Annotated in this window: 20 protein-coding genes and 1 pseudogene; 13 read left to right on the forward strand and 8 right to left on the reverse strand. The window is 61.7% G+C overall.

What is annotated here, in order from left to right:
- The first annotated feature begins 82 nt into the window (after positions 1-82).
- Entirely contained in the window at positions 83-2,497 is a 2,415-nt protein-coding gene (locus tag ACIPZB_RS08460; protein WP_400639810.1) for a TonB-dependent siderophore receptor, read from the forward strand.
- A 156-nt stretch (positions 2,498-2,653) separates the two neighbouring features.
- On the opposite strand, the gene ACIPZB_RS08465 is transcribed toward ACIPZB_RS08460, so the two are convergent.
- Both ACIPZB_RS08465 and ACIPZB_RS08470 read right to left on the reverse strand, forming a co-directional pair.
- Positions 2,654-3,097: a GNAT family N-acetyltransferase gene (locus ACIPZB_RS08465; RefSeq protein WP_400639811.1), complete on the reverse strand. Its 444-nt coding sequence runs from the start codon at positions 3,095-3,097 to the stop codon at positions 2,654-2,656.
- A gap of 111 nt (positions 3,098-3,208) precedes the next feature.
- Positions 3,209-5,002: an alpha/beta fold hydrolase gene (locus ACIPZB_RS08470; RefSeq protein ID WP_400639812.1), complete on the reverse strand. Its 1,794-nt coding sequence runs from the start codon at positions 5,000-5,002 to the stop codon at positions 3,209-3,211.
- A 373-nt stretch (positions 5,003-5,375) separates the two neighbouring features.
- Between ACIPZB_RS08470 and ACIPZB_RS08475 the strand changes: the two genes are divergently transcribed.
- Together ACIPZB_RS08475 and ACIPZB_RS08480 are read left to right on the forward strand one after the other, a co-directional pair.
- Positions 5,376-6,410: a L,D-transpeptidase gene (locus tag ACIPZB_RS08475; RefSeq protein ID WP_400639813.1), complete on the forward strand. Its 1,035-nt coding sequence runs from the start codon at positions 5,376-5,378 to the stop codon at positions 6,408-6,410.
- Between the two features lie 72 nt (positions 6,411-6,482).
- Positions 6,483-7,193 carry a murein L,D-transpeptidase catalytic domain family protein gene (locus ACIPZB_RS08480; RefSeq protein ID WP_400640128.1) on the forward strand — a complete coding sequence of 237 codons (711 nt, stop codon included), beginning with the start codon at positions 6,483-6,485 and terminating at the stop codon, positions 7,191-7,193.
- 132 nt (positions 7,194-7,325) lie between these two features.
- Here ACIPZB_RS08480 and ACIPZB_RS08485 read toward each other — a convergent pair whose 3' ends face one another.
- Positions 7,326-7,718: a GFA family protein gene (locus ACIPZB_RS08485; RefSeq protein WP_400639814.1), complete on the reverse strand. Its 393-nt coding sequence runs from the start codon at positions 7,716-7,718 to the stop codon at positions 7,326-7,328.
- Between the two features lie 925 nt (positions 7,719-8,643).
- Between ACIPZB_RS08485 and ACIPZB_RS08490 the strand changes: the two genes are divergently transcribed.
- On the forward strand, positions 8,644-9,915 hold the full coding sequence (locus ACIPZB_RS08490; RefSeq protein ID WP_400639815.1) for a RidA family protein: 1,272 nt from the start codon (positions 8,644-8,646) through the stop codon (positions 9,913-9,915).
- A 56-nt stretch (positions 9,916-9,971) separates the two neighbouring features.
- Here the strand turns inward: ACIPZB_RS08490 and ACIPZB_RS08495 are convergent.
- Positions 9,972-10,040: pseudogene (locus tag ACIPZB_RS08495) on the reverse strand (MerR family transcriptional regulator); the annotation flags it as partial.
- Between the two features lie 50 nt (positions 10,041-10,090).
- Here ACIPZB_RS08495 and ACIPZB_RS08500 point away from each other — a divergent pair.
- The 9 genes from ACIPZB_RS08500 to ACIPZB_RS08540 all read left to right on the forward strand — a co-directional run bounded on the left by ACIPZB_RS08500 (position 10,091) and on the right by ACIPZB_RS08540 (position 17,807).
- Entirely contained in the window at positions 10,091-10,471 is a 381-nt protein-coding gene (locus ACIPZB_RS08500; protein WP_400639816.1) for a hypothetical protein, read from the forward strand.
- Positions 10,472-10,482: 11 nt separating this feature from the next.
- A complete protein-coding gene (locus ACIPZB_RS08505) occupies positions 10,483-10,707 on the forward strand; it encodes a YMGG-like glycine zipper-containing protein (protein ID WP_400639817.1) in 225 nt (74 codons plus the stop codon).
- A 521-nt stretch (positions 10,708-11,228) separates the two neighbouring features.
- The gene (locus ACIPZB_RS08510) at positions 11,229-12,107 is read left to right on the forward strand and encodes a serine hydrolase domain-containing protein (protein ID WP_400639818.1); all 879 of its coding nucleotides are present in this window, start codon (positions 11,229-11,231) and stop codon (positions 12,105-12,107) included.
- 275 nt (positions 12,108-12,382) lie between these two features.
- Positions 12,383-13,234, forward strand: coding sequence for an STAS domain-containing protein (locus tag ACIPZB_RS08515; protein ID WP_400639819.1), 852 nt, complete (start codon positions 12,383-12,385; stop codon positions 13,232-13,234).
- Positions 13,235-13,238: 4 nt separating this feature from the next.
- Positions 13,239-13,601, forward strand: a complete 363-nt coding sequence (locus tag ACIPZB_RS08520) for an STAS domain-containing protein (RefSeq protein WP_008093361.1) — start codon at positions 13,239-13,241, stop codon at positions 13,599-13,601.
- Positions 13,598-14,002 (forward strand): ATP-binding protein, encoded by a 405-nt coding sequence (locus ACIPZB_RS08525; RefSeq protein ID WP_400639820.1) that lies wholly within the window; start codon positions 13,598-13,600, stop codon positions 14,000-14,002. Before ACIPZB_RS08520 ends, ACIPZB_RS08525 begins: the two co-directional genes overlap by 4 nt.
- On the forward strand, positions 13,993-15,009 hold the full coding sequence (locus tag ACIPZB_RS08530) for an ATP-binding protein (protein ID WP_400639821.1): 1,017 nt from the start codon (positions 13,993-13,995) through the stop codon (positions 15,007-15,009). Before ACIPZB_RS08525 ends, ACIPZB_RS08530 begins: the two co-directional genes overlap by 10 nt.
- Positions 15,002-15,871 carry a sensor histidine kinase gene (locus ACIPZB_RS08535; RefSeq protein WP_400639822.1) on the forward strand — a complete coding sequence of 290 codons (870 nt, stop codon included), beginning with the start codon at positions 15,002-15,004 and terminating at the stop codon, positions 15,869-15,871. The genes ACIPZB_RS08530 and ACIPZB_RS08535 overlap by 8 nt, the downstream gene beginning before the upstream one ends.
- Positions 15,861-17,807, forward strand: a complete 1,947-nt coding sequence (locus ACIPZB_RS08540; protein WP_400639823.1) for a response regulator — start codon at positions 15,861-15,863, stop codon at positions 17,805-17,807. The genes ACIPZB_RS08535 and ACIPZB_RS08540 overlap by 11 nt, the downstream gene beginning before the upstream one ends.
- Before the next feature lie 5 nt (positions 17,808-17,812).
- On the opposite strand, the gene ACIPZB_RS08545 is transcribed toward ACIPZB_RS08540, so the two are convergent.
- The 4 genes from ACIPZB_RS08545 to ACIPZB_RS08560 form a co-directional block, all read right to left on the reverse strand.
- A complete protein-coding gene (locus ACIPZB_RS08545) occupies positions 17,813-18,079 on the reverse strand; it encodes a WYL domain-containing protein (RefSeq protein ID WP_400640129.1) in 267 nt (88 codons plus the stop codon).
- Between the two features lie 182 nt (positions 18,080-18,261).
- Positions 18,262-20,769 carry a TonB-dependent siderophore receptor gene (locus ACIPZB_RS08550; protein WP_400640130.1) on the reverse strand — a complete coding sequence of 836 codons (2,508 nt, stop codon included), beginning with the start codon at positions 20,767-20,769 and terminating at the stop codon, positions 18,262-18,264.
- A 109-nt stretch (positions 20,770-20,878) separates the two neighbouring features.
- A complete protein-coding gene (locus tag ACIPZB_RS08555; RefSeq protein ID WP_400639824.1) occupies positions 20,879-21,838 on the reverse strand; it encodes a FecR domain-containing protein in 960 nt (319 codons plus the stop codon).
- A gap of 5 nt (positions 21,839-21,843) precedes the next feature.
- The gene (locus ACIPZB_RS08560; RefSeq protein ID WP_400639825.1) at positions 21,844-22,359 is read right to left on the reverse strand and encodes a sigma-70 family RNA polymerase sigma factor; all 516 of its coding nucleotides are present in this window, start codon (positions 22,357-22,359) and stop codon (positions 21,844-21,846) included.
- Positions 22,360-22,440: the final 81 nt, after the last annotated feature.

Raw genomic sequence — 22,440 nt, forward strand, 5'->3', positions numbered from 1 at the left:
CGCCGTTATGCGAAGGATTCCCATTATCAATACGTTTAGTGTTGGGATTGCTCGCGTATTCCATCCAGTCAGGAGTCCATGGATGTCCGCTTGTTTTGTTTCCCCCGCTTTCAGCATTCGCCAAGCCGCGCTGGCGGTGAGCCTTTCCAGCTCGATGCTGGCCTGTGCCAATGCCTGGGCAGCGCCTGTGAGCTACAACATTTCCGCAGGGCCACTGGCGACCGCCATCAATCAATTCGCCACAGTCAGCGGGGTGATTGTCAGCTTCAGCAGCGAAGAAACCGCCGGCCTGCGCAGCGAAGGACTGCAGGGCAGTTACGAGCCGGAACAGGGCCTCGCGCATCTGCTGCAAGGCACTGGTCTGCAGCTGCAGCAGGTGGCAGACAAGCGCTACATGCTGGCTCGCCCCCTCCAGGAGGGCGGCGCAATGGAACTGGGGGCAACGACCGTATCGAGCGTGCAACTGGGCGCCACCACAGAAGGCACCGGCAGCTACACCACAGGTTCGGCCAACACCGCGACGGGGCTACGGCTCTCTGCACGCGAGACGCCTCAATCGGTCAGCGTGGTCACCCGTCAGCAGATCGAAGATCAGAACCTCAATGACGTTGCCGAGGTGCTTGAACAGACCCCAGGCGTGGTCGTCGACAGCATGGGGCCAGCGGGCAGCGACGCCAACCATATCTACGTGCGCGGCTTCGAGGTTGGCAGCATCCAGGTCGACGGCGTCAACCGCCCCAATACCTATGGTTTTCGTGATGACCTTGCCGACATGGTGAGCTACGACCGAGTCGAGGTCGTGCGGGGGGCCACGGGGCTGATGTCGGGCACCGGCGACCCGGGCGCGACCGTCAACCTGATTCGCAAGAAGCCCACCCTCGAAACCCAACGCAAGCTGACCCTCAAGGCGGGCTCGTGGGACGACTACCGCACCGAGCTGGACGTGTCCGGCAAGTTGTCGGAAAGCGGCAATGTGCGTGGCCGCTTCGTCGCGTCGAACACCAACAGCCAGAGCTATGTCGACCGCCAGTCCCTGGATAAGCAGGTGGCATACGGGGTGCTGGAGTGGGACGTTACTGACAGCACGATGCTGACAGTGGGGGCGGAATATCAGGAGATGGACAACGACGGGGCGGGCAACCACGGCTTCACGATGTACAACTCCGATGGCAGTCACTTCAATCCCTCCCGCTCGTTCAACTCGGCCGCGGACTGGAGCTACCACAAGCGTCGCACGAAAACGGTGTTCACCACCCTTGAGCACCAGCTGGACAACGGCTGGCAGTTGAAACTGAATGCCGAACACAACCGCCGCAGCTATGACGACGCCTTTGCCACCGCAGCCAGTGGCACCGTCAACCCCGATGGCAGTGGCGTCTCCACCTGGACGGGCCGTTGGGCCGGTGAGCCCCGGCAGACCTCGTTCGACCTGTCGGCGACCGGCCCATTCGAATGGTTCGCCCGCGAGCACCAACTCTACCTGGGGGCCAGTCACTACAAGGCTTACTACCGGAACGACGGTTACCCACTGTGGACCATCCAGTCCATCGACAACATCTTCACCTGGGACGGCTCGCTGCCCATCCCGGACGCTATTCACACCAAGTCTTCGGAAGATGCGCTGGACGAAACCCAGGACGGCCTGGTGGCGTCGGTCCGCTGGAGCCTGGCCGATGACCTGTCGCTGATTACCGGCGCGCGGTTGATCGACTGGAAACGTGACGAAGCCAATACCGACTTGTCGACCGGCCAGACCAGCCGCACCTCGCGAACCGAAAACGGGGTCGTCACGCCGTACGTGGGCCTGGTGTATGACCTCGACGAACACTGGTCGGCCTACGCCAGCTACACCACCATCTTCAAGCCGCAGAGCAACAAGGATGTCAATGGCACCTATCTTGATCCTTTGGAGGGCGTGAACTACGAGATGGGTCTGAAGAGCGAATTCTGGGACAAGCGCCTGACGACCGCGTTCAGTGTCTTCGAGGTGCACCAGGACAACCTCGCCGTCGCCGACGGCAGCAACCTGGCCCCGGATGGCAACCAGGCCTACCGTGCCGAGTCCGGTACCAAAACCCGCGGTTTCGAGATGGAAATGGCCGGTGAGATCCTGCCCGATTGGCAGGTATCGGCGAGCTACACCTATGCCGTGAGCAAGGACTCGGATGGCGAGCGCCTGCTCACTGAAATACCGCGCGATACCTTCAAGCTGTTCACCAGCTACCGTCTGCAGAGCCTGCCGCAGTTGAAGGTGGGCGGTGGTGTGCGCTGGCAGGGAACCGAGTATTACAAGGATGCTGGACCTAACGGCGAAACGTTCACTCAGGGCGACTACAGTGTGGTCGACCTGATGGCGCAATACGCGTTCACGCCGCAAACCAGCGTCTCCTTGAACCTCGACAACGTGTTCGACGAGAAGTACTACACAGCGATTGGCGCGCGTGGATGGTATGGCGCCCCGCGTAGTGCCACGGCTACGTTGGTGTATGCGTTTTAACGCACCTACTTGACCTCTGGTGGCGTCTGACCCGGCCTCATCGCCGGCAAGCCGGCTCCCACAGGTACACCGCAAGCCTTGAATGCTATGGCGTTCCCTGTGGGAGCCGGCTTGCCGGCGATGAGGCCGGCGCTGGCAACAGAACCTTGCAAGCCTTCAAACTTGGCGCTCGTACGTGAGGTAGTCATTCGCACCCGTACCCGTGCATGCGAAGCCCGCTTTCTGATACATCAACCTGGCGGGATTGTCAGGCCGTACACTCAAGCGCAATCGAGTGAAACCCTGCCTCGCCGCGTCCAGCGCATAAGCTTCCAGTAGCGCCGTGCCAACGCCGCTGCGTCGATGCTCCTGATTCACACTGATGGTGCACAGTTCTGCATAGCCATGCTCGGGCGCCCACAACGAGTAACCGGCAAAAGCCTCGTCGATGATGGCAACGGTCAACCGCTCGAAATTCTCCACCCAACGTGTCAGGTGGCGCTCCAGGTTGGCGCGCCACGCGGCTTCATGATCGGGCTCCCAATTGCGGATGTAGTGCTCTTCGCCGCGGTAGATGGCTGGAAGATCGGTCACACAGGCTGGCCTTAGTCGGATCGCCATTCAATGAGTCCTTTATTGAAGATGGCTGCATCGTAGGGCACCGCCTGGATGACCGCAAAGCGCTGAACCCCACGACTGGCGTGGGGTCGGCTTCAGGAGGAGAGGGCAGCCTCAACGCTCCATGACATAGGTGCCAGGTGCGGGGCAGAGGGGCGGGTACTTGCGTGAGCCGAGCTTTTTCGGCGCCGGCAGGCTGTCACCCGAGCGCTCCCCGATCCACTCGCGCCAATGCGGCCACCAGCTGCCTTGCTGGCGCTCTCCGGCGTTCTCCAGCCAGGTTTCGGGAGTTTCGGCTTCGGCTGGCGCCGCATAGTAGAAGGACTTGGGGTTGCCCGGCGGGTTCACCAGGCTCTGCAAGTGGCCGGCATTGGACAGCACGTAGGTGGTGTCCTCGCCAAACAGCCTTGCGGTGCCGTAGCAGCCCTGCCAGGGGGTGATGTGGTCGGTGGTGCCGCCAACCACATAGGCGCCCACCTTCACCTGGGTCATGTCGATCGACTCGCCGGCAATCTCCAGGGTGCCAGGGTTGCTGTAGGGGTTCTGCTGGATCAGGTCGAGGTAGTCCGCGTGCAGTTGGGCGGGGAGGCGTGTGGTGTCGTTGTTCCAGGCCAGGATGTCGAAAGCCGGTGGCTTGTTGCCCAGCAGGTAGTTGTTGACCCAGTAGTTCCAGATCAGGTCGTTGGGGCGCATCCAGGCGAACATGCGGGCCATGCCCTGGCCGCTCAGCACCCCCTTGCGCCGGGAGCTGGCCTTGGCCGCGCGCAGGGCGGACGGGGTGGTGAACAGCCCCAGGGTGGTGTCGTCCAGCGCCGAGGGCATGTCGAGCACGCACACGGCCCAGCTGGTATTGGCCACCTTGTGGCCTTCGCCACGGGCCGCCAGCCAGCCCAGGTAGGCCGCCAGGGTGATGCCGCCCGAGCAGGAACCCCACATGTTCACATCCGGGCTGCCAGTGATCTTGCGCGCCACGTCCACCGCCTGGTCGAGGCACATCGCGTATTCGGACAAGCCCCAGTCGCGATGCTCGCGGGTGGGGTTGCGCCAACTGATGACGAAGAGGTTCACGCCGCTGTCCTGAATCCATTTGATCAGGCTTTTTTCCGGCGCGAGGTCAATGGCGTAGTACTTGTTGATCTGTGGTGGCGACATCACCAAGGGCCGGGCAAAGACGTTTTCGGTGGTGGGCGCGAACTGCAGCAGCTCGAACATCTCGTTGCGAAACACCACTTCGCCCTTGGCGGTGGCGATGTTCTCGCCCACCTTGAACGGCGTGCTGTCGACCTGTCTGGGCAACCCACGGTTGTGCAGCATGTCCTCGCCGAACTGGCGGGCGCCCCTGGCCAGGCTCATGCCTCCGGTGTCCACCAGCTTGCGCAGCGCCGCCGGATTGGTCAGCGGGGAGTTGCTCGGGGCCACGGCATCGGCCAGGAGCGCTGCCACGAACCGGGCGCGGCTCTTTTCCAGCGGGGCAAGGTCGGTGGACTCGATGAAGCGGGTCAGCTCGGTTTGGCCAGCCAGGTAGCTCTGCAACAGGGCGCGCAGGAAGACGTTGGAATGCCAGGCCGGATCGGCGAAGCGCTTGTCCTTCGGGTCCGGCGCGAGGCAGGAGTTGCCACCGACGATGCCGCGCAGCGCCTTCAGGTAGCCGCCCAGATGAGCACCGGCCTTGAGCGGCGACTTGCCCACGGCCTTGAGCAGGTAGCCGGCCGAGCTGGCCAGGTCGGCCGGGCGCACGCTGACGAGTGGATTGCCCGCCAGGGTCTGGTTGGCAGCGGTGCCGATCAGTGCTTGGTGCTCGGTGTTGTCCGGGAGATCGGCCTTCTTGCGCACGCGACGCTTTCGGGCGGTTGCAGGGGGGCGCTGGGTGGGGATTGCAGTCTCGCTCGTTCGGGTGGATCTGCTCATGGTGGCTCTCGTGCTTCCGGGCTTTTGTTTTGTTGTGCGCCGACTCTACGGCAGCAGTGGCTGCGGCCACTTCTCATCCCACGACAGCGGTTTTTCACTTCATGACGAGGGCAAAACTGGGGCGACGAGCTGGAGGCACCCAAAGCGGTATTTGTTGGCAGCGCTGGCCTCATCGCCGGCAAGCCGGCTCCCACAGAAACAGTGCCAGGCCTGAGTTCATGTCTGTTGGCCGGCTTTACATTCGACGCCATTTTCTTTCTATTTCATGCCAACCGTAGGCCGGGTATGTCGAGCTTTGCGGGGACTCCACGCATTTGCTCGCAGGTGAATGTTCCGATTAAGCTGGCTTGATGCTTCTATGAGGATGGATTCGATGTTGCATATACCGCTAGGACTGGGACTATTACTTGCCGTCGCGTTGGTCGAGGCGGCGCCGTTGCAGGTGCCTACCCCGGCCCAGCTCAGGAGCCAGCTCGACAGCCTCAAGCCTGGTCAGTTTCTCTGGTACCCGCAGGTCTCGCCGGTGGGACCGGTGACCGTGGTGATCAGCCTCACCGAGCAACGTGCCTACGTCTATCGCAATGGCATCGCCATCGGCGTCAGTACCGTGAGCAGCGGCAAGCCAGGCCGGGAAACTCCCACGGGGGTATTCAGCATCCTGCAGAAGAAAGTCGAGCATAAGTCCAGCCTCTACAACAGCGCACCCATGCCCTATATGGAGCGGCTGACGTGGGATGGCATAGCCCTGCACGCTGGCCATCTGCCGGGATACCCCGCTTCGCATGGTTGCGTGCGCCTGCCGATGGGATTTGCCAAGAAACTGTATGAAGTCACCGGTTTCAGTTCGACCACCGTCATCGTTTCCGATACCCACAGTGCACCGGTGGAGGTCTACCACCCCGGCGTGCTGGCACCGACGGTGAGCGAAGGCAAACCCCAGGGCCCGCTGGTATTGAGCAACCAACAGTTCTGGGACGATCCGGACCCGACCTCGGGACCGCTGTCGATCCTGATCAGTCGTGCCGACCTGCGCGCCTATGTGTTTCGCGGTGGCCAGTTGATCGGCTCGGCGCCGGCACTGTCGCCTGAAAGCCGTCAGCATCGCAGTGGCATGGCGGTGTATTCCCTGCTGCAAAAGCCGTCCGCCTTGGCAACTGACGCTGCGCTACCCTTACGCTGGTCGGTGGTGGGGCTGAGCAACCCGGAGTATGGGGATACGCCCTATGAACAACTGGGGCAACTGAACTTGAACCCGGAATTCCGCCGTCATTTGCGTGCGGCGATGGACGTCGGCACGATGCTGGTAATCACCGATTGGGCGTCCACCCGGGATACGCGCAGCGATGGAAAATTCACGGTGATCAGCACCGAAGACGGTGAAGATCTTAAACCGTTGGTCAAGAAATGATCGGAAATCCTCCAGGAATCAAGCACAGTAGCGGGTTTTGGGCACAGGTTTTTTAACAGGTAATCCATGTCGATGTTCAAACCCTTGCGGGGAGCCATCCGGCTCTCAGTGGCCAGTGTTGGCCTGTTTTTCCTCAGCGCCTGGCATACCGCCCAGGCGCAACCCCTGCCTAGCGCCGCCGAACTGCAGCAGTTGGCGCCGAGCGCCAGCCTTTCGACCCTGGCCCTGGCACTCACCGCCTACGCGTGCGCCAGTCATAGCGACGCGGACAAGTTGCTGACGGTGATCGATTACTCCAAGGCCTCGCGTGACAAGCGTCTGTGGGTGTTCGACCTGCAAGCCCGCAAACTGCTGTTCGAGGAGTGGGTTGCCCATGGCAAGAACAGCGGCGCCGATGTGCCGACCACGTTCTCCAACGCGCCGAACAGCTACCAATCCTCCATTGGCCTGTATGAGACGGGCCAGACCTATAGCGGCAAGCACGGCCGCTCGCTGCGCCTGCAGGGGCTGGAGCCGGGGTTCAACGACAACAGCATGTCGCGGGCGATTGTCATGCATGCCGCCGCCTATGCCGATCCCAAGGTCGTTCCGGGTCTCGGTCGCTTGGGCCGCAGTCAGGGGTGTCCTGCCGTACGGCCGGCAATTGCCGGCAAGTTGATCGATACGCTGCGACGCGGGAGCTATGTGTTCGCCTATTACCCGCAGCAAGACTGGCTGAAGCAATCGCGCTTCCTGAATGCACAGAGCTGTCCGTTGGCTAATCAGGCGATTGCCAGCAAGTAGGGAAAGCGGCTGGTCGTGTTGCCTGTGCCGGCCTCATCGCCGGCAAGCCGGCTCCCACAGGGGAAATCACTGCATTCAATGCCTGTGGTGTCACTGTGGGAGCGGGGTGCTCGTCCACCCGCCAAAAGCACGTCAGTCTTTGGAAAGGGTGGGCGTGTACCAGGGGGCTGCACAATCGACGTGTATGTGTTTTTGCTTCTGGGGCAGGAACGGGGTATCGAGCGTGCCCAGCGCTATCGAAATCCAGTCGGCAAACTCGCCTTCAGACCGTGACCAGAACAAGGTCGAACCGCATTCCACGCAGAACTCGCGCATTACCGTCGGTGAAGAAGCAAAGGTTTTGATGCTGCTGGCGCCGCGAAGTATTCGAAGTGCGCTACGCGGGACGCTGCCATACGAAGCAAATGCTGCCCCGTGACCTTTGCGGCACTGGCTGCAGTGACAATGACTCACTGCCTTTGGCGGGGCGATTAGCGCGTAACTGACCGCTGAGCACAAGCAGCTTCCTTGGTATGCCCCTGCCATACGCACCTCCATGTAGATGATAAAAAGCGCCAGCGTAACCGCCCCAGCTTGATCGGTCGACCAACTGCTCCTGGCCGTTGGTCACCTGCAAGCGCGCTTCTTGCCCAGAGGTTCAAACTGCGAGGTGCGACTCTAAACGGAGGCGTATGACAATGAGCACTACCTTAGTGAGTGCGATGACCGCAGCGCTGCTGAGCGCAGCCTGCCTGACAGCACTTGCAGGCTCCAACGACGCTACCGACAGCACCTCTGGATTTGTCCAGACTGTCGTTAGAAATGGTTCACACTCGATGCATCCCAACGCGCCTTTACCCGCCGCGCAATATGCTGACGAAGACGCATCTGGATATATTCGGGCAGTCGGGAGAAATGGTTCACACTCGATGCACCCCAACGCACCTGTACTCTCCGAGCAATTCGCTGACGATGACACAGAGGGGTTAGCACCAACTGAAGAGCAATAGCCCCACGCTACCAGGGAGCAATCGAGTCCACCGCATGAGTGTTCGAAGCCCGCAGCCGTCAACGGCCGTTGCTGGAAGTGACAGTCATCCAGCACGGCACCCAACATCCGGCCTTCGCGGGCTTTGAACACGCGCAATCCAACTTCACTTTTTTGTTTGCAAAAGTCGTGCGACAGCAGGGTTGCGTCGTAGCCGATATTTCTTAACAAACGGTTATTGAAGTTATGCCAAATTGATTGGTCGCGCAGCCAATTCCGTTCAATACCTAACCCAAGTCAATATCACACCACGCAGAGACCACTACAATTGATCCTGCTCCATGGGACACCCCCGGCACTGGCTCGCGAGTCCTTCGTGGAAGTGAAGCCAGTCGGCCGACCAACGGTGGCAACCGTCGACAGCGCAGTGGAATAGGTGCTTGCCACACAACCCGCGAAGTCCAGAGGAACGGGAGTACTATTATGAGTGGCTATAACGCGGTATTGGCGAGAAACACAGGTGATGCTCCAAAAGGCATAGGTCCGTACTCTCAAACGGTAGCGTTCTCTCACTATAATAATCTTTCAGCTCAGCTACCGATCGACCCTGCATCGGGTACGGTGGTAGCGGGTGGCGTCAAGGCGCAGGCTGAACAGTGCTTCAAAAACATAAAGGCAGTTGTAGAAAGCATCGACCACACGATGGAAGATGTCGTAAGGGTTACTATTTTCCTTAAGAATATCGCCGACATCGAAACGGTCAACAGTGTGTATTCCGGGTTCTTCCCTGGCTATGTGCCCGTTCTGACGACCGTCGCCGTTGCCGCTTTGCCCATGGATGCTTTAGTGCAAGTGGAAGCGTTGATTTCAAATGGCGAAGGGACTATTCCACAAGCGCCACAGGCCGGCGACTTGATAAAAACGGTAAAGAACACGGAGACTGCTCCCGTCAGCGCACTGTCTGCGCAAACCGTGGCGTTTTCGCATTACAACAACCTGTCGGCCCAACTGCCGATCGACCCCAAAACAGGCAAGTTGGTAGCGGGTGGTGTAAAAGAGCAAGCAGCACAGTGTTTGAAAAACATCAAGGCGATCCTGGAAGGTATTGATGTTCCTTTTGATGATATTGTAAAGATTACTGTCTTCGTTAAAAACCTCTCGGACATCGAGCGTATTAACGAAGTCTATACCACCTTTTTCCCGGATTCGGCCATTGCCCGGGCGGTAGGCTATTTCCCCGCGCGCACTGTAGTGGCAGCCTCCGCTTTACCCCTGGATGCTTTAGTGCAAATAGAAGCCGTGGTATCCCACGGCGATGGCACGCCACCGCAAGTGGTTGAAGACAGACACGGGATTGTCATCAAGGCAAATAATACGGCGAACGCTCCCAGACATGCGCTGTCTACCCAAACGGTAGCGTTTTCTCATTACAACCACCTGTCTGCGCAATTACCGTTGGACCCGAACACCGGAAAGGTGGTGGGCAGCGGGGTGAGGGAGCAGACGGAACAATGCTTGAAAAACATCAAGGCCATTGTCGAAAGTGTCGACCACACCTTGAGCGATGTCGTAAAGGTCAACGTCTTCCTTAAGAACATTGAAGATATCGCGGCACTGGATGAGGTTTACACGGCATTTTTCCCAGGTGGCGTGCCAGCACGCCGGGTAGTGGGCGTGTCAGCGCTTCCTGATGATGCACTGGTGCAAATCGACGTGGTGGTGGCAAACGCTGAAGGCACACCGCCGAAAAAATAGCAGGCAGTCAGTGACGAGAAAAGGAAGCCGGGGCCAGTCCCTTGCTTCCTTTTTTTGCTTGCCGCGTAGAACCGGATGCGTGACAGCGCCAACCCGCTGATCTTCGCCAGTTGGCCTATTCTGATAACTCACCCTGAAAAAACGTCGAAGTTCATCCTGGCGAGGAGGGAAGACGATGAGCGCATTGCGATGGGGCAGTTTGGTCTGGTTGGCATGGATGGCCCTGGTGACGGCATCGGGTATGGCGCGCGCCGAAGGCGTTGCCATGATCACCGGCGAGCAATGGATGCAGTCGACGGAGCAGCTCAAGAAGGTCTATCTCATCGGCATCGCCAATGCCTACGAGGTAGAGGCGGCCTACTATGGCGCGAAGCCACCGTCCGATGAGCAGAGCCTGATTCCACGATTCGGCAGGGGCTTGAAGGGTCAAACGCTCGATACTGTCCGTGAAAAGCTCAACCAGTGGTACGCCGCCCATCCCGACCAAGTGAAACGGCCCGTCATCGAGACCATCTGGTTCGAGATGGTACAGCCCGGACTGAAACAGAATAAGTAGCGGAGGTGGACATGAAGAGTTTGAGATTTTATACCGTAGCCCTCGCCGCAGCGAGTGTGATCGGCTGCACCTCGATGAGCGCTGAGCAGCAGGGGACGGTGAGCGGTGCGGCCATCGGTGCTGCGGCTGGCGCTGGTATTGCCGCTATCGCTGGTGGCAGTGGATGGACGGGCGCAGCGGTCGGCGCCGTCGCCGGCGGGGTTGTCGGCAACATCAGGGGCAGGCAGCAGAAGTAAACGGGCCAACCCGCGTTTGCTCCAGTTGTGCTTCGAGGCAATGCAGCACTGCCTTGCATGCCGGGTACCCGGCGGTGTACCCACCCCAGGAGGTGCTCGATCCGCAGTTTCCGATCCAGACCCTATCGCCGGCCGGCATGCGCTAGAGCACGCGGTTGTGGACGCAAGTGACCAGCGGCAGGTGACAGGTTCTGTTGCCGGTGCCGGCCTCATCGCCGGCAAGCCGGCTCCCACAGAAGTATCAGTATCACCAAGCCCCCTGTGGGAGCCGCGCTTGCCGGCGATGGGCCGCGAAGCGGCCCCAACATCCAGATGTCTACCTTGTTCTTCGGCTGTTCTTCGCCGTTCGAGCGTCCACGTTCAGTACTTGGTACAGCTGATTTCCAAACGTCCCGCAGGCTAAGGGACTGCCATTTATCCAAGCAATGTCCATTGGCAATGCACAGGATTGGCTTTGCACGCTGGCGAAAGTGCATGGGGTATCTTGTAGTGCTCTCGATCTCAATACGCCAAGGACGCCAATGCTCAGTTCACTCATCGTCAATGGTCAATCACAACCGCCTGGCCGATCAGAACTGACGGCCCTCTGGTGGAGTTTTACAAAAACAGTTCTGGCAGCGACAGCCCTGACGTTGGTGCGTGATGGCCGGGTCGGACTGGACGCCCCGATTCCTGATCAGCCTTTCACGTTGCGCCAGCTACTGCGGCATGAGGCAGGCCTCGCCGATTATGGCGAACTCGCGGCGTATCACGCCGCGGTCGCCAACGGTGAGTCTGCCTGGTCGGCAAGTGAGATGATGCAGCGACTCGATGGTACTCGGCTTCGCTGTAACCCAGGCACCGCGTGGCGTTATTCGAATGTGGGCTACATGCTCGTCGGCAGGCTCATCGAACGGCTGACGGACCTGCCGCTCGATGAGGCCGTGAGTCAACGGGTCCTCAACCCGCTGGGCCTGTCGAACGTGCGCTTCGCTAGAACGCGTGCTGACTTGCAGGCGACCCATCTTGGAAACCACTCAAACTACGACCCCGGCTGGGTCTACCATGGTTTGCTGATCGGCCCGGTCTCACAAGCAGCGCTACTGTTGGATCGACTCTTTTCCGGAGAACTTCTCCCCACGGCCTTGCTTCTGGAAATGCAGGCGGCCCGGGCACTGGGCGGCCCGATTCCTGGACGCCCATGGCTCACGCCGGGCTATGGCCTGGGTGTGATGCAGGGGGCGGTAGACGGTGGATTCACCTTGTGCGGGCACACAGGCTGCGGGCCGGACAGTGTCATTGCCGTCTACCGAATCTGCGGTGCAAAGGCATCGGTGTGTTGTGCTGCCTTTGAGGTGGGCGCAAGTGAAGGTGCCGTTGAAGCGTACGTTGTCGAACAACTGGTGCAAGCCCTACGGTAAGTGCGCAAGCTTGTGGGAGCCGGCTTGCCGGCGATGAGGCCGGGGCAGGCACAACCCTGTCGTCCTGTACCGCCTGTTCTGACCCTATCCACAGGTACACCACAAAGTGGACTGCACCCGCATCCGCCGTTCACGCCGGCGCATGGCCAATGAACATGGCCTAGAGTTAGCGGCACGGTAGATGGCGCAATGAAACCATTGCATGACGCCACAACTTTCTTCATCGGCAGATGTCCTTTTTTGAAGTCGACACCATTATTCAGGAGCGAACCGCAATGGCAGCACTGCAGAACAGCACGTTGGAAGCGATCGTCGGGAGTCAGGCGCAACTGCAGGGGGAGTGGCTGGCGGCGCTGGAAGCCAACGGAGCGACGCGAAATATCCGCGAACAGGACCTGCGTCAGGAAACCCGTGACTTTCTTCAACTGCTGCTCGACGGTCTGCGCAAAGAATGCGGCACCCAGATCGGCGTCGAAGGCTGGGAGGAAGTCCGCCGCTTCCTCGATAAGCTGTCAACCACCCGCGCCCAGATCGGCCAGGAATCCCACCAGACCGCCTACTTCATCTTTGCCCTCAAGGGCCCGCTGTTCACCCTCCTGCAAACCCATTACCGCGAGCAACCCGCGCTGCTGGCCGAGCAGCTATGGGAAATATCGCAGTTGCTCGATGCCTTCGGCCTGCACATCATCCGCACCTACCAGAAAACCCGCGAGGCGGTGATCAAGCGGCAGCAGGAAGAACTGCTGGAGCTTTCCACCCCCGTGGTCAAGCTGTGGGAAGGGGTACTGGCCTTGCCGCTGATCGGCACGCTCGATTCTCAACGCAGCCAGACAGTGATGGAGTCGCTGCTGCAACGCATCGTCGACACAGGTTCGGAAATCGCCATCATCGATATCACCGGCGTGCCCACGGTCGATACCCTGGTGGCCCAGCACCTGCTCAAGACCGTGACGGCCATCCGGCTGATGGGGGCCGATTGCATCATCAGCGGCGTGCGCCCACAGATCGCCCAGACCATCGTGCACCTGGGCCTGGACCTGGGAACCCTGACGACCAAGTCCAACCTCGCCGATGCCTTGAAACTGGCGCTCGCGCGCCTGGGCACGGCCACTGGCGAGCGGGTGTGAGACGATGGAGCGCATTCCCATTCTGCAAATGGGTGAGTTTCTGCTGGTAACCATCCAGGTCGACATGCATGACCAGCTGGCGTTGCGGCTGCAGGACGACCTCACCGAGCGCATCGACCAGACTTCGGCCCGGGGCGTGCTGATCGATATTTCCGCACTGGACATGGTCGATTCGTTCATCGGCCGCATGATCGCGAGCATTTCCGGCCTGTCGCGGATCATGGATGCCCAAACCGTACTGGTCGGCATGCAGCCGGCGGTGGCGATTACCCTGGTGGAGCTCGGCCTGACCCTGCCCGGGGTGAATACCGCGCTCAATGTCGACCGCGGCATGAACCTGCTGCGCCAGCGAGTAGGCCGCTCATGACCATTCGCCAAAGCGGCAGTCAACCGGTGCGCATCGAACAGGACGTGGTACTGGCCCGGCAACTGGCACGCAAGATCGCCAGCGAATGCGGCATGCGCCTGGTCGACCTGACCAAGCTGGTCACGGCCGTCAGCGAGCTGGCCCGCAACACGGTGGTGTACGGCGGCGGTGGCGACATGGACTGGGCGGTCATCGAAGAAACCGGGCGGGTAGGGCTGCGCCTGGTCTTTCGCGACGAAGGGCCGGGCATCGCTGATACCCGGCTGGCGCTGACCGATGGCTGGACTTCGGGTTCAGGCTTGGGCCTGGGGCTGACAGGCGCTCGTCGGCTGGTCGATGAATTCGAACTGGACACCGCTCCCGGGCAAGGCACCCGGGTAACGATCACCCGATGGACATGAACCTGGCCGCGAGCCTGACCCAGGTCCTTCGCCTCGATGACGCCAGCCAGGTCGGGTACGCCCGGCGGGTCGTGCAGAAACTTGCCGAACAGCTCGGCTTTTCAGCGACTGACGCCGGGCGTGCGGCGATCGTCGCTACCGAACTGTCCAGCAATGTGCTCAAGCACGCCGAGCACGGAGAGCTGCACCTGCGGGCGCTCAGCCAGGGCGCCCATCACGGCATCGAGCTGATCGCGGTGGACCGTGCCCAAGGTTTCGACCTGCCCAGTTGCCTGGCCGACGGCTATTCCACCGGTGGCACCCAAGGCATCGGCCTGGGGGCGGTTAGCCGCCTGGCCCAGGTGTTCGATGTGCATGCCGACGCAGGCGGGGCGGTGGTACTGGCGCGGCTCTACAGGCAAGAAGACACGGCCAGGGACCTGCGCATCGGCGTCAGCCAGCATTCACTGCATGACGCAGAGGCGTGTGGCGACACCTGGCACGTGACGCTTGGGGAACAACGCCTGAGCGCCCTGGTGATCGATGGCCTGGGCCATGGCGAGGAGGCCGAGCGTGCCGCCAAGGCCGGCGCCGAAGCGTTTGCCCAGAGCCCTTTCAACGCCCCCGAGTACCTGCTGGGCGATCTGCACCACGCCATGGCCGCCACCCGTGGCGGGGCCGTTGCCATTGCCCAGTACGACAGGGCGGGCGACAAACTGACGTTCATCGGCATCGGCAACATCGGCGCGACACTGATCGGTGGCGACCGAACGCGCGGCCTGGCCTCGCACCCGGGCATCGTCGGCGGGCAATACCGCAAGGGACAGGTGTTCGACTACGCTCAAGTGAAGGGAAATCTGTTGATCATGTTCAGCGACGGCCTGCAGTCCCGTTGGAGCCTCAATACCTATCCCGGCCTTGCTCACCGCCACCCAGCCGTGATCGCCGCCGTATTGCATCGCGACTTCTGCCGAGGACGGGACGACGTGACGGTGCTGGTCATCGACCTGGAGACCGTACATGGCTGAACCCGACATCAGCGCCGAGCAGGCCGCACTCGTGGCGCGTCTGCAGGCCGAAAACCAGGCCCTGCGCTCGGAATTGGAAGAAACCAACCAAGGTGTGCTGGCGCTCTATGCCGAACTGGACATTCAGGCCGAGCAGTTGCGCCAGGCGTCAGACCTGAAAAGCCGCTTCCTCTCCTACATGAGCCACGAGTTCCGCACGCCCCTGGGCTCGATCCTGAGCATCACCAGCCTGCTTGCCGACGAAGTGGACGGGCCGCTGAGCAAGGAGCAGCAACTGCAGGTGGCCTTCATCAGCACGGCAACGCGCGAGCTGAGCGACATGGTCGAAGACCTGCTGGACCTTGCCAAGATCGAAGCCGGCCGGATCACCATCTCGCCAGCCTGGTTCGACATGCTCGACCTGTTCGCAGCCTTGCGCGGGATGTTCCGCCCGATCGTCGATGCGGGCACGGTGGACCTGATCTTCGAAGAGCCCCAAGGGCTGGGGCAGATGTACACCGATGACAAGAAGCTCGCGCAGATCCTGCGCAACTTCATTGCCAATGCCCTGAAGTTCACTACCCGCGGCGAAGTCCGGGTGACAGCGCAGTTGCATGGCAGCGACCGGGTCCGATTCGCCGTCAGCGACACGGGAATCGGTATTGCCCCGCAACTGCTGGGCGGATTGTTCGAAGACTTCGCCCAGCTTGACTCACCCCTGCAGAAACGTCTGCGCGGCACAGGCCTTGGGTTGTCACTGTGCAAGCGTTTCGCCGCGCTGCTGGGCGGTGAGGTGGGGGTGGACAGTACACCCGGTGTCGGTTCGTCGTTTTTTGTCATCCTGCCCCTGGCGCTGGCCCAGGAGGGCGCTGATGAACGCTGACGTGCACCTGCTGATCGTCGATGACAATGCGGCCACGCGCTATGCGCTGCGGCGTCGCCTGGCCCTGCATGGTTACCAGGTACTCGAGGCTGGTACCGGCGGTGAGGGGCTGACGCTGCTCGGCAGCGAGCAGATCGATGCGCTGATCCTCGATGTCAACCTGCCCGACATGAGTGGCTTCGATATCGTCAGATTGCTGCGGGTGCGGCCGGCGACCGCCTTGCTGCCGGTGATCCACGTGTCGGCGGCGTCGATCCAGACCGGCGATATCATTACCGGGCTCGATGCCGGTGCCGATGCCTATCTGGTGCATCCGGTGGACCCGGATGTGCTGGTCGCCACCCTGCGTACCCTCCTGCGGGTGCGCGACACCGAGCGGGCGTTGCGCGAAAGCGAGGCCAACTTTCGAGAAATCTTCACCAATGTCTCGGCGCCGATCGCCGTGCTCGATGCCGAGCTCAAGGTGCATGAGTGCAACCATGCATTCGCCCAACTGATCCAGGACAATCGCAACCCTGAAGTGCTGCAGGAATGCTTTGCCGACCACCAGAAAACAACCCTTGCCGCGTTACGCCAACACCTGGTCGACGGTCAGCGCTGGCGGGGCACCCTGGGCATGAGCGTGGGCGGGGTGCCGCGGGACACCGAGTGGCAGCTTTCGCCCTATCGGGCACCGGGTTTGAGTCTGGTCTTCGTCGAAGACGTCACCGCACATCGCCATCGCGAACGCTCGCACCTGGCACGCCTGGACGACGCCAATACCCAGCTGGCGCGGGAAATGGCGCAGCGCGAACGGACCGAGGCGCAACTGCTGCAATTGCAGAAAATGGATGCCCTGGGCAGCCTGACTGGCGGCATCGCCCATGACTTCAACAACCTGTTGACGGGCATCATCACCAGCCTGGAGCTGATCCGTAAACGCGTTGCGCAAAACCGTGTGGAGAAAGTCCCGGACTATGCCGACGCAGCGCTCAGCTCGGCCATGAGCGCCGCCTCCCTGACCCACCGGCTGCTGGCCTTCGCTCGCCAGCAACCTCTGGACACCCGCCCGGTGGACGTCAACGAGCGAGTGCGGTCACTGGAAGAGTTGATCACCCGGACCATTGGCGAACGTATCGTGCTGACGCTGGAGCTTTCCAGCGAACCGACCATCGCGCTGGTCGACCCGATCCAGCTGGAGAGCGCGGTGCTCAACCTGGTGATCAACGCCCGCGATGCCCTGGCCAAGGGCGGGCATATCTGGGTGAATACCGCGGCGACCTGGTCCCATGGCGACCCCAACCTGCAGGACGGCCGTTATGTCGCGGTGACCGTCCGCGACGATGGCAGCGGCATCGCGCCAGAGCTGCTGGAAAAGGTGTTCGACCCGTTCTTCACCACCAAGCCACTGGGCCAAGGCACCGGCCTGGGGCTATCGACCATCTATGGCTTCGCCCGCCAGTCGGGTGGGCATGTGGCGATCCGCAGCGTGCCGGGGCAGGGTACCGAAGTCACCTTGATGTTGCCGGGCAGCAATCAGCTGGAGGCCCGCGAGGAGCACAGGCCAAGGCCCGAGCAGCAGGGGGCGGGCGAGCATGTGCTGGTGGTCGAGGACATGGCGTGCGTGCGCCTGTCCGTGGCCGAAGTCCTGGCCGATGCCGGCTATCGTTGCACCTTGGCCGAAACCATCGAACAGGCACTTGACCATCTGCGTGAAGATGCCGATATCGCATTGCTGCTGACCGATGTCGGTCTACCCGGCATCAGTGGCCGCGACTTGGCCGATATGGCTCGTACCTATCGCCCAGGCTTGCCGGTGCTGTTCATGACCGGCTACGCAGAGACGGCGCTGGATCGCCAGGCCTTCCTCGATACCGGCATGGACCTGCTGATCAAACCGTTCCAGATCGGCGAGCTGCTCGACAAGGTGCGGCTGACCCTTGGCCAGGTGAAGTAAACCGTTCAGCGTTCGCCCGAACCTGTGAAAACGACCTGCGTGAGCAGTCTCTCGCATATGTACGCCCGCAAATCAGTGGGGGCCAGTACTTCGATGTCTGCCGCGTTGCTGAGCAGAAACAGGCGTAGCCCCTGGCTGTCGTTTAACCGGCAGGTCAATACCCAACCATGCCGGTCCTGCGTGACGAGCTGATCGGCAGACAGCGGATTCTCGGTGAGTCGGTTGTGAAGGTTTGGGCTCAGGCGCAGTTTCAGTTCGACAAGCGTGATCAGGTCTCGCTGTGCTTGCGGCGACCCAGGGTCGTAACCTGCGGGCTCAGCGGTGCAGCATCAGCGGTTTGGCTTTGCCAGGCGCAGGCTGCCTCTGTTGCGGGGCAGCTTGTCTGCCTGAGCCCACGCTGCTGGCCGGGCCCTGGCTCCGCGACACCGTGCAAACAGCGATCTCGCGTCGGGCCTCAGAAACTCCCTTTGAGCGTCACCATGAAGTTGCGCGGCTCGCCATAGAAGTTGCCCCATGAAACGGCGCCCACGCTCTGGTAGTACTTCTTGTCGAACAGGTTGTTGCCGTTGAGCGCTACCGTCCAGTTCTCATCGATTCGATAGCCGATGCGCCCACTCCAGATGGCGTAGCCGGCTTGAACCGATTTCACCGCAGGCGTCACGTTCCCATCGCGGAATGAAACGTCGCTCTGTGCCGTTACCCCGGCCCCCACGCTCCAGCGATCCAGTGGCCCGGCCAACTGGTAGTCACCCCAAGCCCGGAACAGGTGGCGCGGGAAGTAGCTGATCGAGAAGGCCGGTTCCTGCGGGTTGTCATCCATGCTGTCCAGGTACTTGGTCTGGGTGTAGGTGTAGCCCGCCAGCACTTGCAAGCGGTCGATGACCTCGCCGCTGATTTCCGCTTCGAAGCCCTGTGCCCTGACCTTGCCCACATCGCTGTAGCAGAAGCCGTCCGAGGAGCCGGGGCAGGAGGAATCGTAGTTGGCTTCGGCGCGGTGCTCCTCGACCGTGCGGAACAGGTTGAAGGCGGTGTTGACGCGGCCGTCCAGCAGCTCGCCCTTGATGCCGACCTCGTAGCTGGCGCCGGTCTTGGGTTGCAACGGGCTGCCGGACTCATCGGTGTAGGTGCTCTGGGGCTGGAAGATGTCCGCGTAGCTGGTATAGACGGACCAGTTGTCGTTCAGGTCATAGATGAGCGCCGCGAAGGGCGTGACCTCGCCGTTTTCCTGGCTCTTGTCGTGCTGCCAGTAGTCCCAGGCCTGGGTGTAGGAGTCGCGGGTATTGCGATACCAGCTGACGCGCGAACCGAGGACGAAGGTGAGCGGCTCGGCCAGTTTCAGCCGCAGCGTGGCGTAGGTTCCGTACTGCTTGGTGTCCGTTTCGGTGGGAATCGGGCCACCGCGGTAGGAATTGGGCGGGTAGAAGCTGTCGTCAGGCTCGGGGATGTGCGGGTTGGGGTTGAGTGGGTCCTGGCGGGTACCGAGCAAGTCGGTCATGTTGATCAGCGCCCAATGGTCACGGGTCTTCGCGCGGCTGGCGTTGGCCCCGACGATCACTTCGTGCTGCAGGCCGAATGCATCGAATTTGCCGTCCAGGTAGGCATCGAAGCCGTAGTCGGTCTGGTCGTAGTCGAACAGCCCGGAGTACACCGATGAGGGCGCCGAGCTTGCACCTGGCGTTACGCCACCTGGGGTTTCCGACAAGGCATATTTGATGTCCTGGTCGTTATGGGTCCAGACGCCGGCCACCTTCATCGCCCAGTCGTCATTGAACTGATGGTTCAGGTCGGCGAATACCGTGGTGCGCTCGCTGTCCCAGCTGTTCCAGGACGCCCCCAGGCAGGTCGAGCGGCTTAGCTTCAAGTCCTTGCCATCGCTGTAGCGCGGCAGGCCGTGCCAGCAAGGACGGGCATCGAGGCGTTCGTAGGCGACACCGACGCCGACCGTGGTATCTGGCGTTACGTCGTAGTCCAGGGCACCATAGAGGATCTGGTCGTTGCGCTTGCCCAGGTCGTAGAAGTACTGGCGATCCTGCTGCGCCACCACGGCGCGACCGCGCAAGGTACCCGACGCGTTGAGTGGGCCGCCGGTGTCCACCTGGCCGCGGTAGTTGTCCCACGAGCCTGCCGAGAGTGTCAGGCTGGTGGTCGGTGTGCTCTGACCACGTTTGCGCACGAAATTGACCCCGCCCGCCGAGCTGCCCGAGCCTTTCATCATGCCCGCCGCACCCTTGAGCACTTCGACACGGTCGTAAAAGGCCATGTCGCCGGAGAAGCTGTTGGCCTGGACATACTCGCCCCCCACGTCCAGCGGCACGCCGTCGTACTGGTACTGCCCCTGCATCATGAAACCGCGGGAGTAGAAGTACTTGCCGCCCATGGGCGACTCGTACACCGCGATGCCAGGGGTTTTCTCCATCGCCTGCTCGATGGTGTTGATGTTCTGGTCGTCCATGTACCTGCGGGTCAGGACGGTCACTGCTTGAGGCGTTTCGCGCAGGGTGTGCACGCCTTTGCCTATGGTCACGGCGCGGGCCGCGTAGGCGTTGGTGCCTTCCGAGGTCGGGTCCAGGTGCCGGCTGGAGACAGTCGTGGCGTCCAGTTCCAGTGAGCCCTGCTGGTTGGCCAAGGGGCGCAGCGCAACACTGCCATTGCTTTGCGCCACGGCTTGCAGGCCAGTGCCTTGCAACAGTACGGCAAACCCTTGGGCGACGCTGTAGTTGCCCTGCAACCCGCCAGAAGGATGGCCTTCGGTCAAAGCCGCATCGAACGACAGCGCGCTGCCTGACGCCGAGGCGAACGCGCTGAGCGTTTCGGTGAGGTTGCCAGCCGGAATCTGGTACTGGCGCATGTCGCTGATCTGGTCCGCGCAGACGGCGGCCGGCAAGCTGGCCAGGGTGACGGCACAGAGGCTCAGGCCAATGGCAGCGGTCAAAGGTCTGAGTCGGTGGGTGTACGGGTACATCATGAACTTCCTCCCCAAAATGAAACCGATCGAACGGCATCTGTCTGAGGATTGGCCGAACAGCCGAGGCAAACAGTGCAACATCGCCGAGAATTTTTTCGGCGATGTCTCACGCGTGCTTGGGCATGACGCTCACCCAGTAGTCGGTGCGACGCACGATACGCAGCTCAAAGCCGCTTTCCAGTGCGGCAAGGGCACGTTCGGTATCGTCCAGGGGAAAGGCACCGGAGACCCGCAGCCCGGCAATGGAAGGGGCACAGCGCAGCCAGCCGCGGCGATAGCGTGACATTTCTTCGAGCAGATCGCCCAGCGGGCGCTTGATAGCGATCAGGTTGCCCGTTCGCCACGAGGCCACCGAGGCATCGCTGAGCCAAGGGGCGCCGGACCGGGCACGGTCGAACCGCACCTGCTGGCCGGCGTCCAGGCGCAGCGACTGGTCGCTGTCCGCAGGGCGGATCTGCACGGCTTTTTCCATCACCGCCACTTCGCAGTAGCGCGCGTCGGTCTGCACGGTGAAGCGGGTGCCCAATGCCTGCACCTGGCCTTGGGCAGTCTCAACCAGGAATGGACGGGCGAGGGCGTCGGCAGCCGTCTGCACCATTACCCGGCCGCTGAGCAGGCGCAGCAGACGCCGATCGTTGTCGAAACGCACGTCCAGCGCCGAGCGGCTGTCGAGCAAGACCTGGCTGCCATCTGCCAACGAGACGCCACGCTGTTCGCCAACACCGGTGTGGTGAGTGGCGAGCAGGTTCGTCCTCACGTCGCTTTCCCAGCCGGCCCATCCCACAGCGCCTACACCGGCGAGCACCAGCAGCTGGCGCAGTACCCGGCGGCGCGATTCCCTGGCCTGCTGCAGGGCCGGCGCCGCGACATTGCCTGGCACGCCTTCGACCAGTTGCCGGACGGCCTCGACCTGCTGCCAAGCGTGCCGGTGCAGCGGGTCGGCATCGTGCCAGTGCTGCCAGCGTAGTTGCACGGTGGCCGAGTCCAGCCCGGAAGTGAGCTGCGCATACCACTGCGCCGCGCTGCGCAGCGCCTCGCGTTCGGCGGGGTCCAAGGGTGGGCGCACGTGTGTCACAACAACCCCAGGCGCATCAGGCAGCAATGCTCCATGGCCTTGGCCATGTGGTTGTTCACCGTGCGCAGGGAGATGCCCAGGCGCTCGGCGATCTTCGGATAGCTCAGGCCCTCGAACTGGGAAAGGATGAACGTCTGCCTGACCTTATCGCCCAGGCTGTCGAGCATGCGGTCGATTTCCAACAGGGTTTCCAGAACGATGGCCTGTGTTTCTTGCGAGGGGTAGACGTCGACAGGGAGTGCGGCCAGCGCTTCGAGGTAGCTTTGCTCCAGTGCACGGCGGCGGAACAGGTCGATCACCAAGCCTTTGGCTACCGTGCTGAGGTATTGCCGCGGTTGGCGAATCTCCAGGGCCTGACGGGCCTTGATCACCCGCACGAAAGTGTCTTGGACGAGGTCTGCGGCATCGCTGCTGCAATCCAGGCGCTTGCGTAGCCAGCCGCGTAGCCAGGCGCTGTGGGTACTGTAGAGCTCGTGGGCGGCAAAACGCAGGGCACTGTGGTCGGCAGACATGGAAATAGATCGATAATGATAATGAGTCGCAGTTTGACCTTTTTGTGCGCGCTTTGGCAATCATCGGGACGCCGGAATTCA

Origin of the sequence: Pseudomonas sp. NPDC089396 (assembly GCF_044749545.1) — a bacterium.
In the GTDB taxonomy this organism is placed as follows: Bacteria; Pseudomonadota; Gammaproteobacteria; order Pseudomonadales; family Pseudomonadaceae; genus Aquipseudomonas.

Excerpts from the sequence above, each read along its gene's own strand:
- ACIPZB_RS08520 (WP_008093361.1), top strand. The coding sequence starts at position 13,239 with ATGGAGCGCATTCCCATTCTGCAAATGGGTGAGTTTCTGCTGGTAACC.
- ACIPZB_RS08470 (WP_400639812.1), bottom strand. The coding sequence starts at position 5,002 with ATGAGCAGATCCACCCGAACGAGCGAGACTGCAATCCCCACCCAGCGC.
- ACIPZB_RS08530 (WP_400639821.1), top strand. The coding sequence starts at position 13,993 with ATGGACATGAACCTGGCCGCGAGCCTGACCCAGGTCCTTCGCCTCGAT.
- ACIPZB_RS08475 (WP_400639813.1), top strand. The coding sequence starts at position 5,376 with ATGTTGCATATACCGCTAGGACTGGGACTATTACTTGCCGTCGCGTTG.
- ACIPZB_RS08540 (WP_400639823.1), top strand. The coding sequence starts at position 15,861 with ATGAACGCTGACGTGCACCTGCTGATCGTCGATGACAATGCGGCCACG.
- ACIPZB_RS08500 (WP_400639816.1), top strand. The coding sequence starts at position 10,091 with ATGAGCGCATTGCGATGGGGCAGTTTGGTCTGGTTGGCATGGATGGCC.
- ACIPZB_RS08515 (WP_400639819.1), top strand. The coding sequence starts at position 12,383 with ATGGCAGCACTGCAGAACAGCACGTTGGAAGCGATCGTCGGGAGTCAG.
- ACIPZB_RS08560 (WP_400639825.1), bottom strand. The coding sequence starts at position 22,359 with ATGTCTGCCGACCACAGTGCCCTGCGTTTTGCCGCCCACGAGCTCTAC.
- ACIPZB_RS08505 (WP_400639817.1), top strand. The coding sequence starts at position 10,483 with ATGAAGAGTTTGAGATTTTATACCGTAGCCCTCGCCGCAGCGAGTGTG.
- ACIPZB_RS08490 (WP_400639815.1), top strand. The coding sequence starts at position 8,644 with ATGAGTGGCTATAACGCGGTATTGGCGAGAAACACAGGTGATGCTCCA.
- ACIPZB_RS08525 (WP_400639820.1), top strand. The coding sequence starts at position 13,598 with ATGACCATTCGCCAAAGCGGCAGTCAACCGGTGCGCATCGAACAGGAC.
- ACIPZB_RS08535 (WP_400639822.1), top strand. The coding sequence starts at position 15,002 with ATGGCTGAACCCGACATCAGCGCCGAGCAGGCCGCACTCGTGGCGCGT.
- ACIPZB_RS08480 (WP_400640128.1), top strand. The coding sequence starts at position 6,483 with ATGTTCAAACCCTTGCGGGGAGCCATCCGGCTCTCAGTGGCCAGTGTT.
- ACIPZB_RS08465 (WP_400639811.1), bottom strand. The coding sequence starts at position 3,097 with ATGGCGATCCGACTAAGGCCAGCCTGTGTGACCGATCTTCCAGCCATC.
- ACIPZB_RS08485 (WP_400639814.1), bottom strand. The coding sequence starts at position 7,718 with ATGGCAGGGGCATACCAAGGAAGCTGCTTGTGCTCAGCGGTCAGTTAC.
- ACIPZB_RS08550 (WP_400640130.1), bottom strand. The coding sequence starts at position 20,769 with ATGTACCCGTACACCCACCGACTCAGACCTTTGACCGCTGCCATTGGC.
- ACIPZB_RS08510 (WP_400639818.1), top strand. The coding sequence starts at position 11,229 with ATGCTCAGTTCACTCATCGTCAATGGTCAATCACAACCGCCTGGCCGA.
- ACIPZB_RS08460 (WP_400639810.1), top strand. The coding sequence starts at position 83 with ATGTCCGCTTGTTTTGTTTCCCCCGCTTTCAGCATTCGCCAAGCCGCG.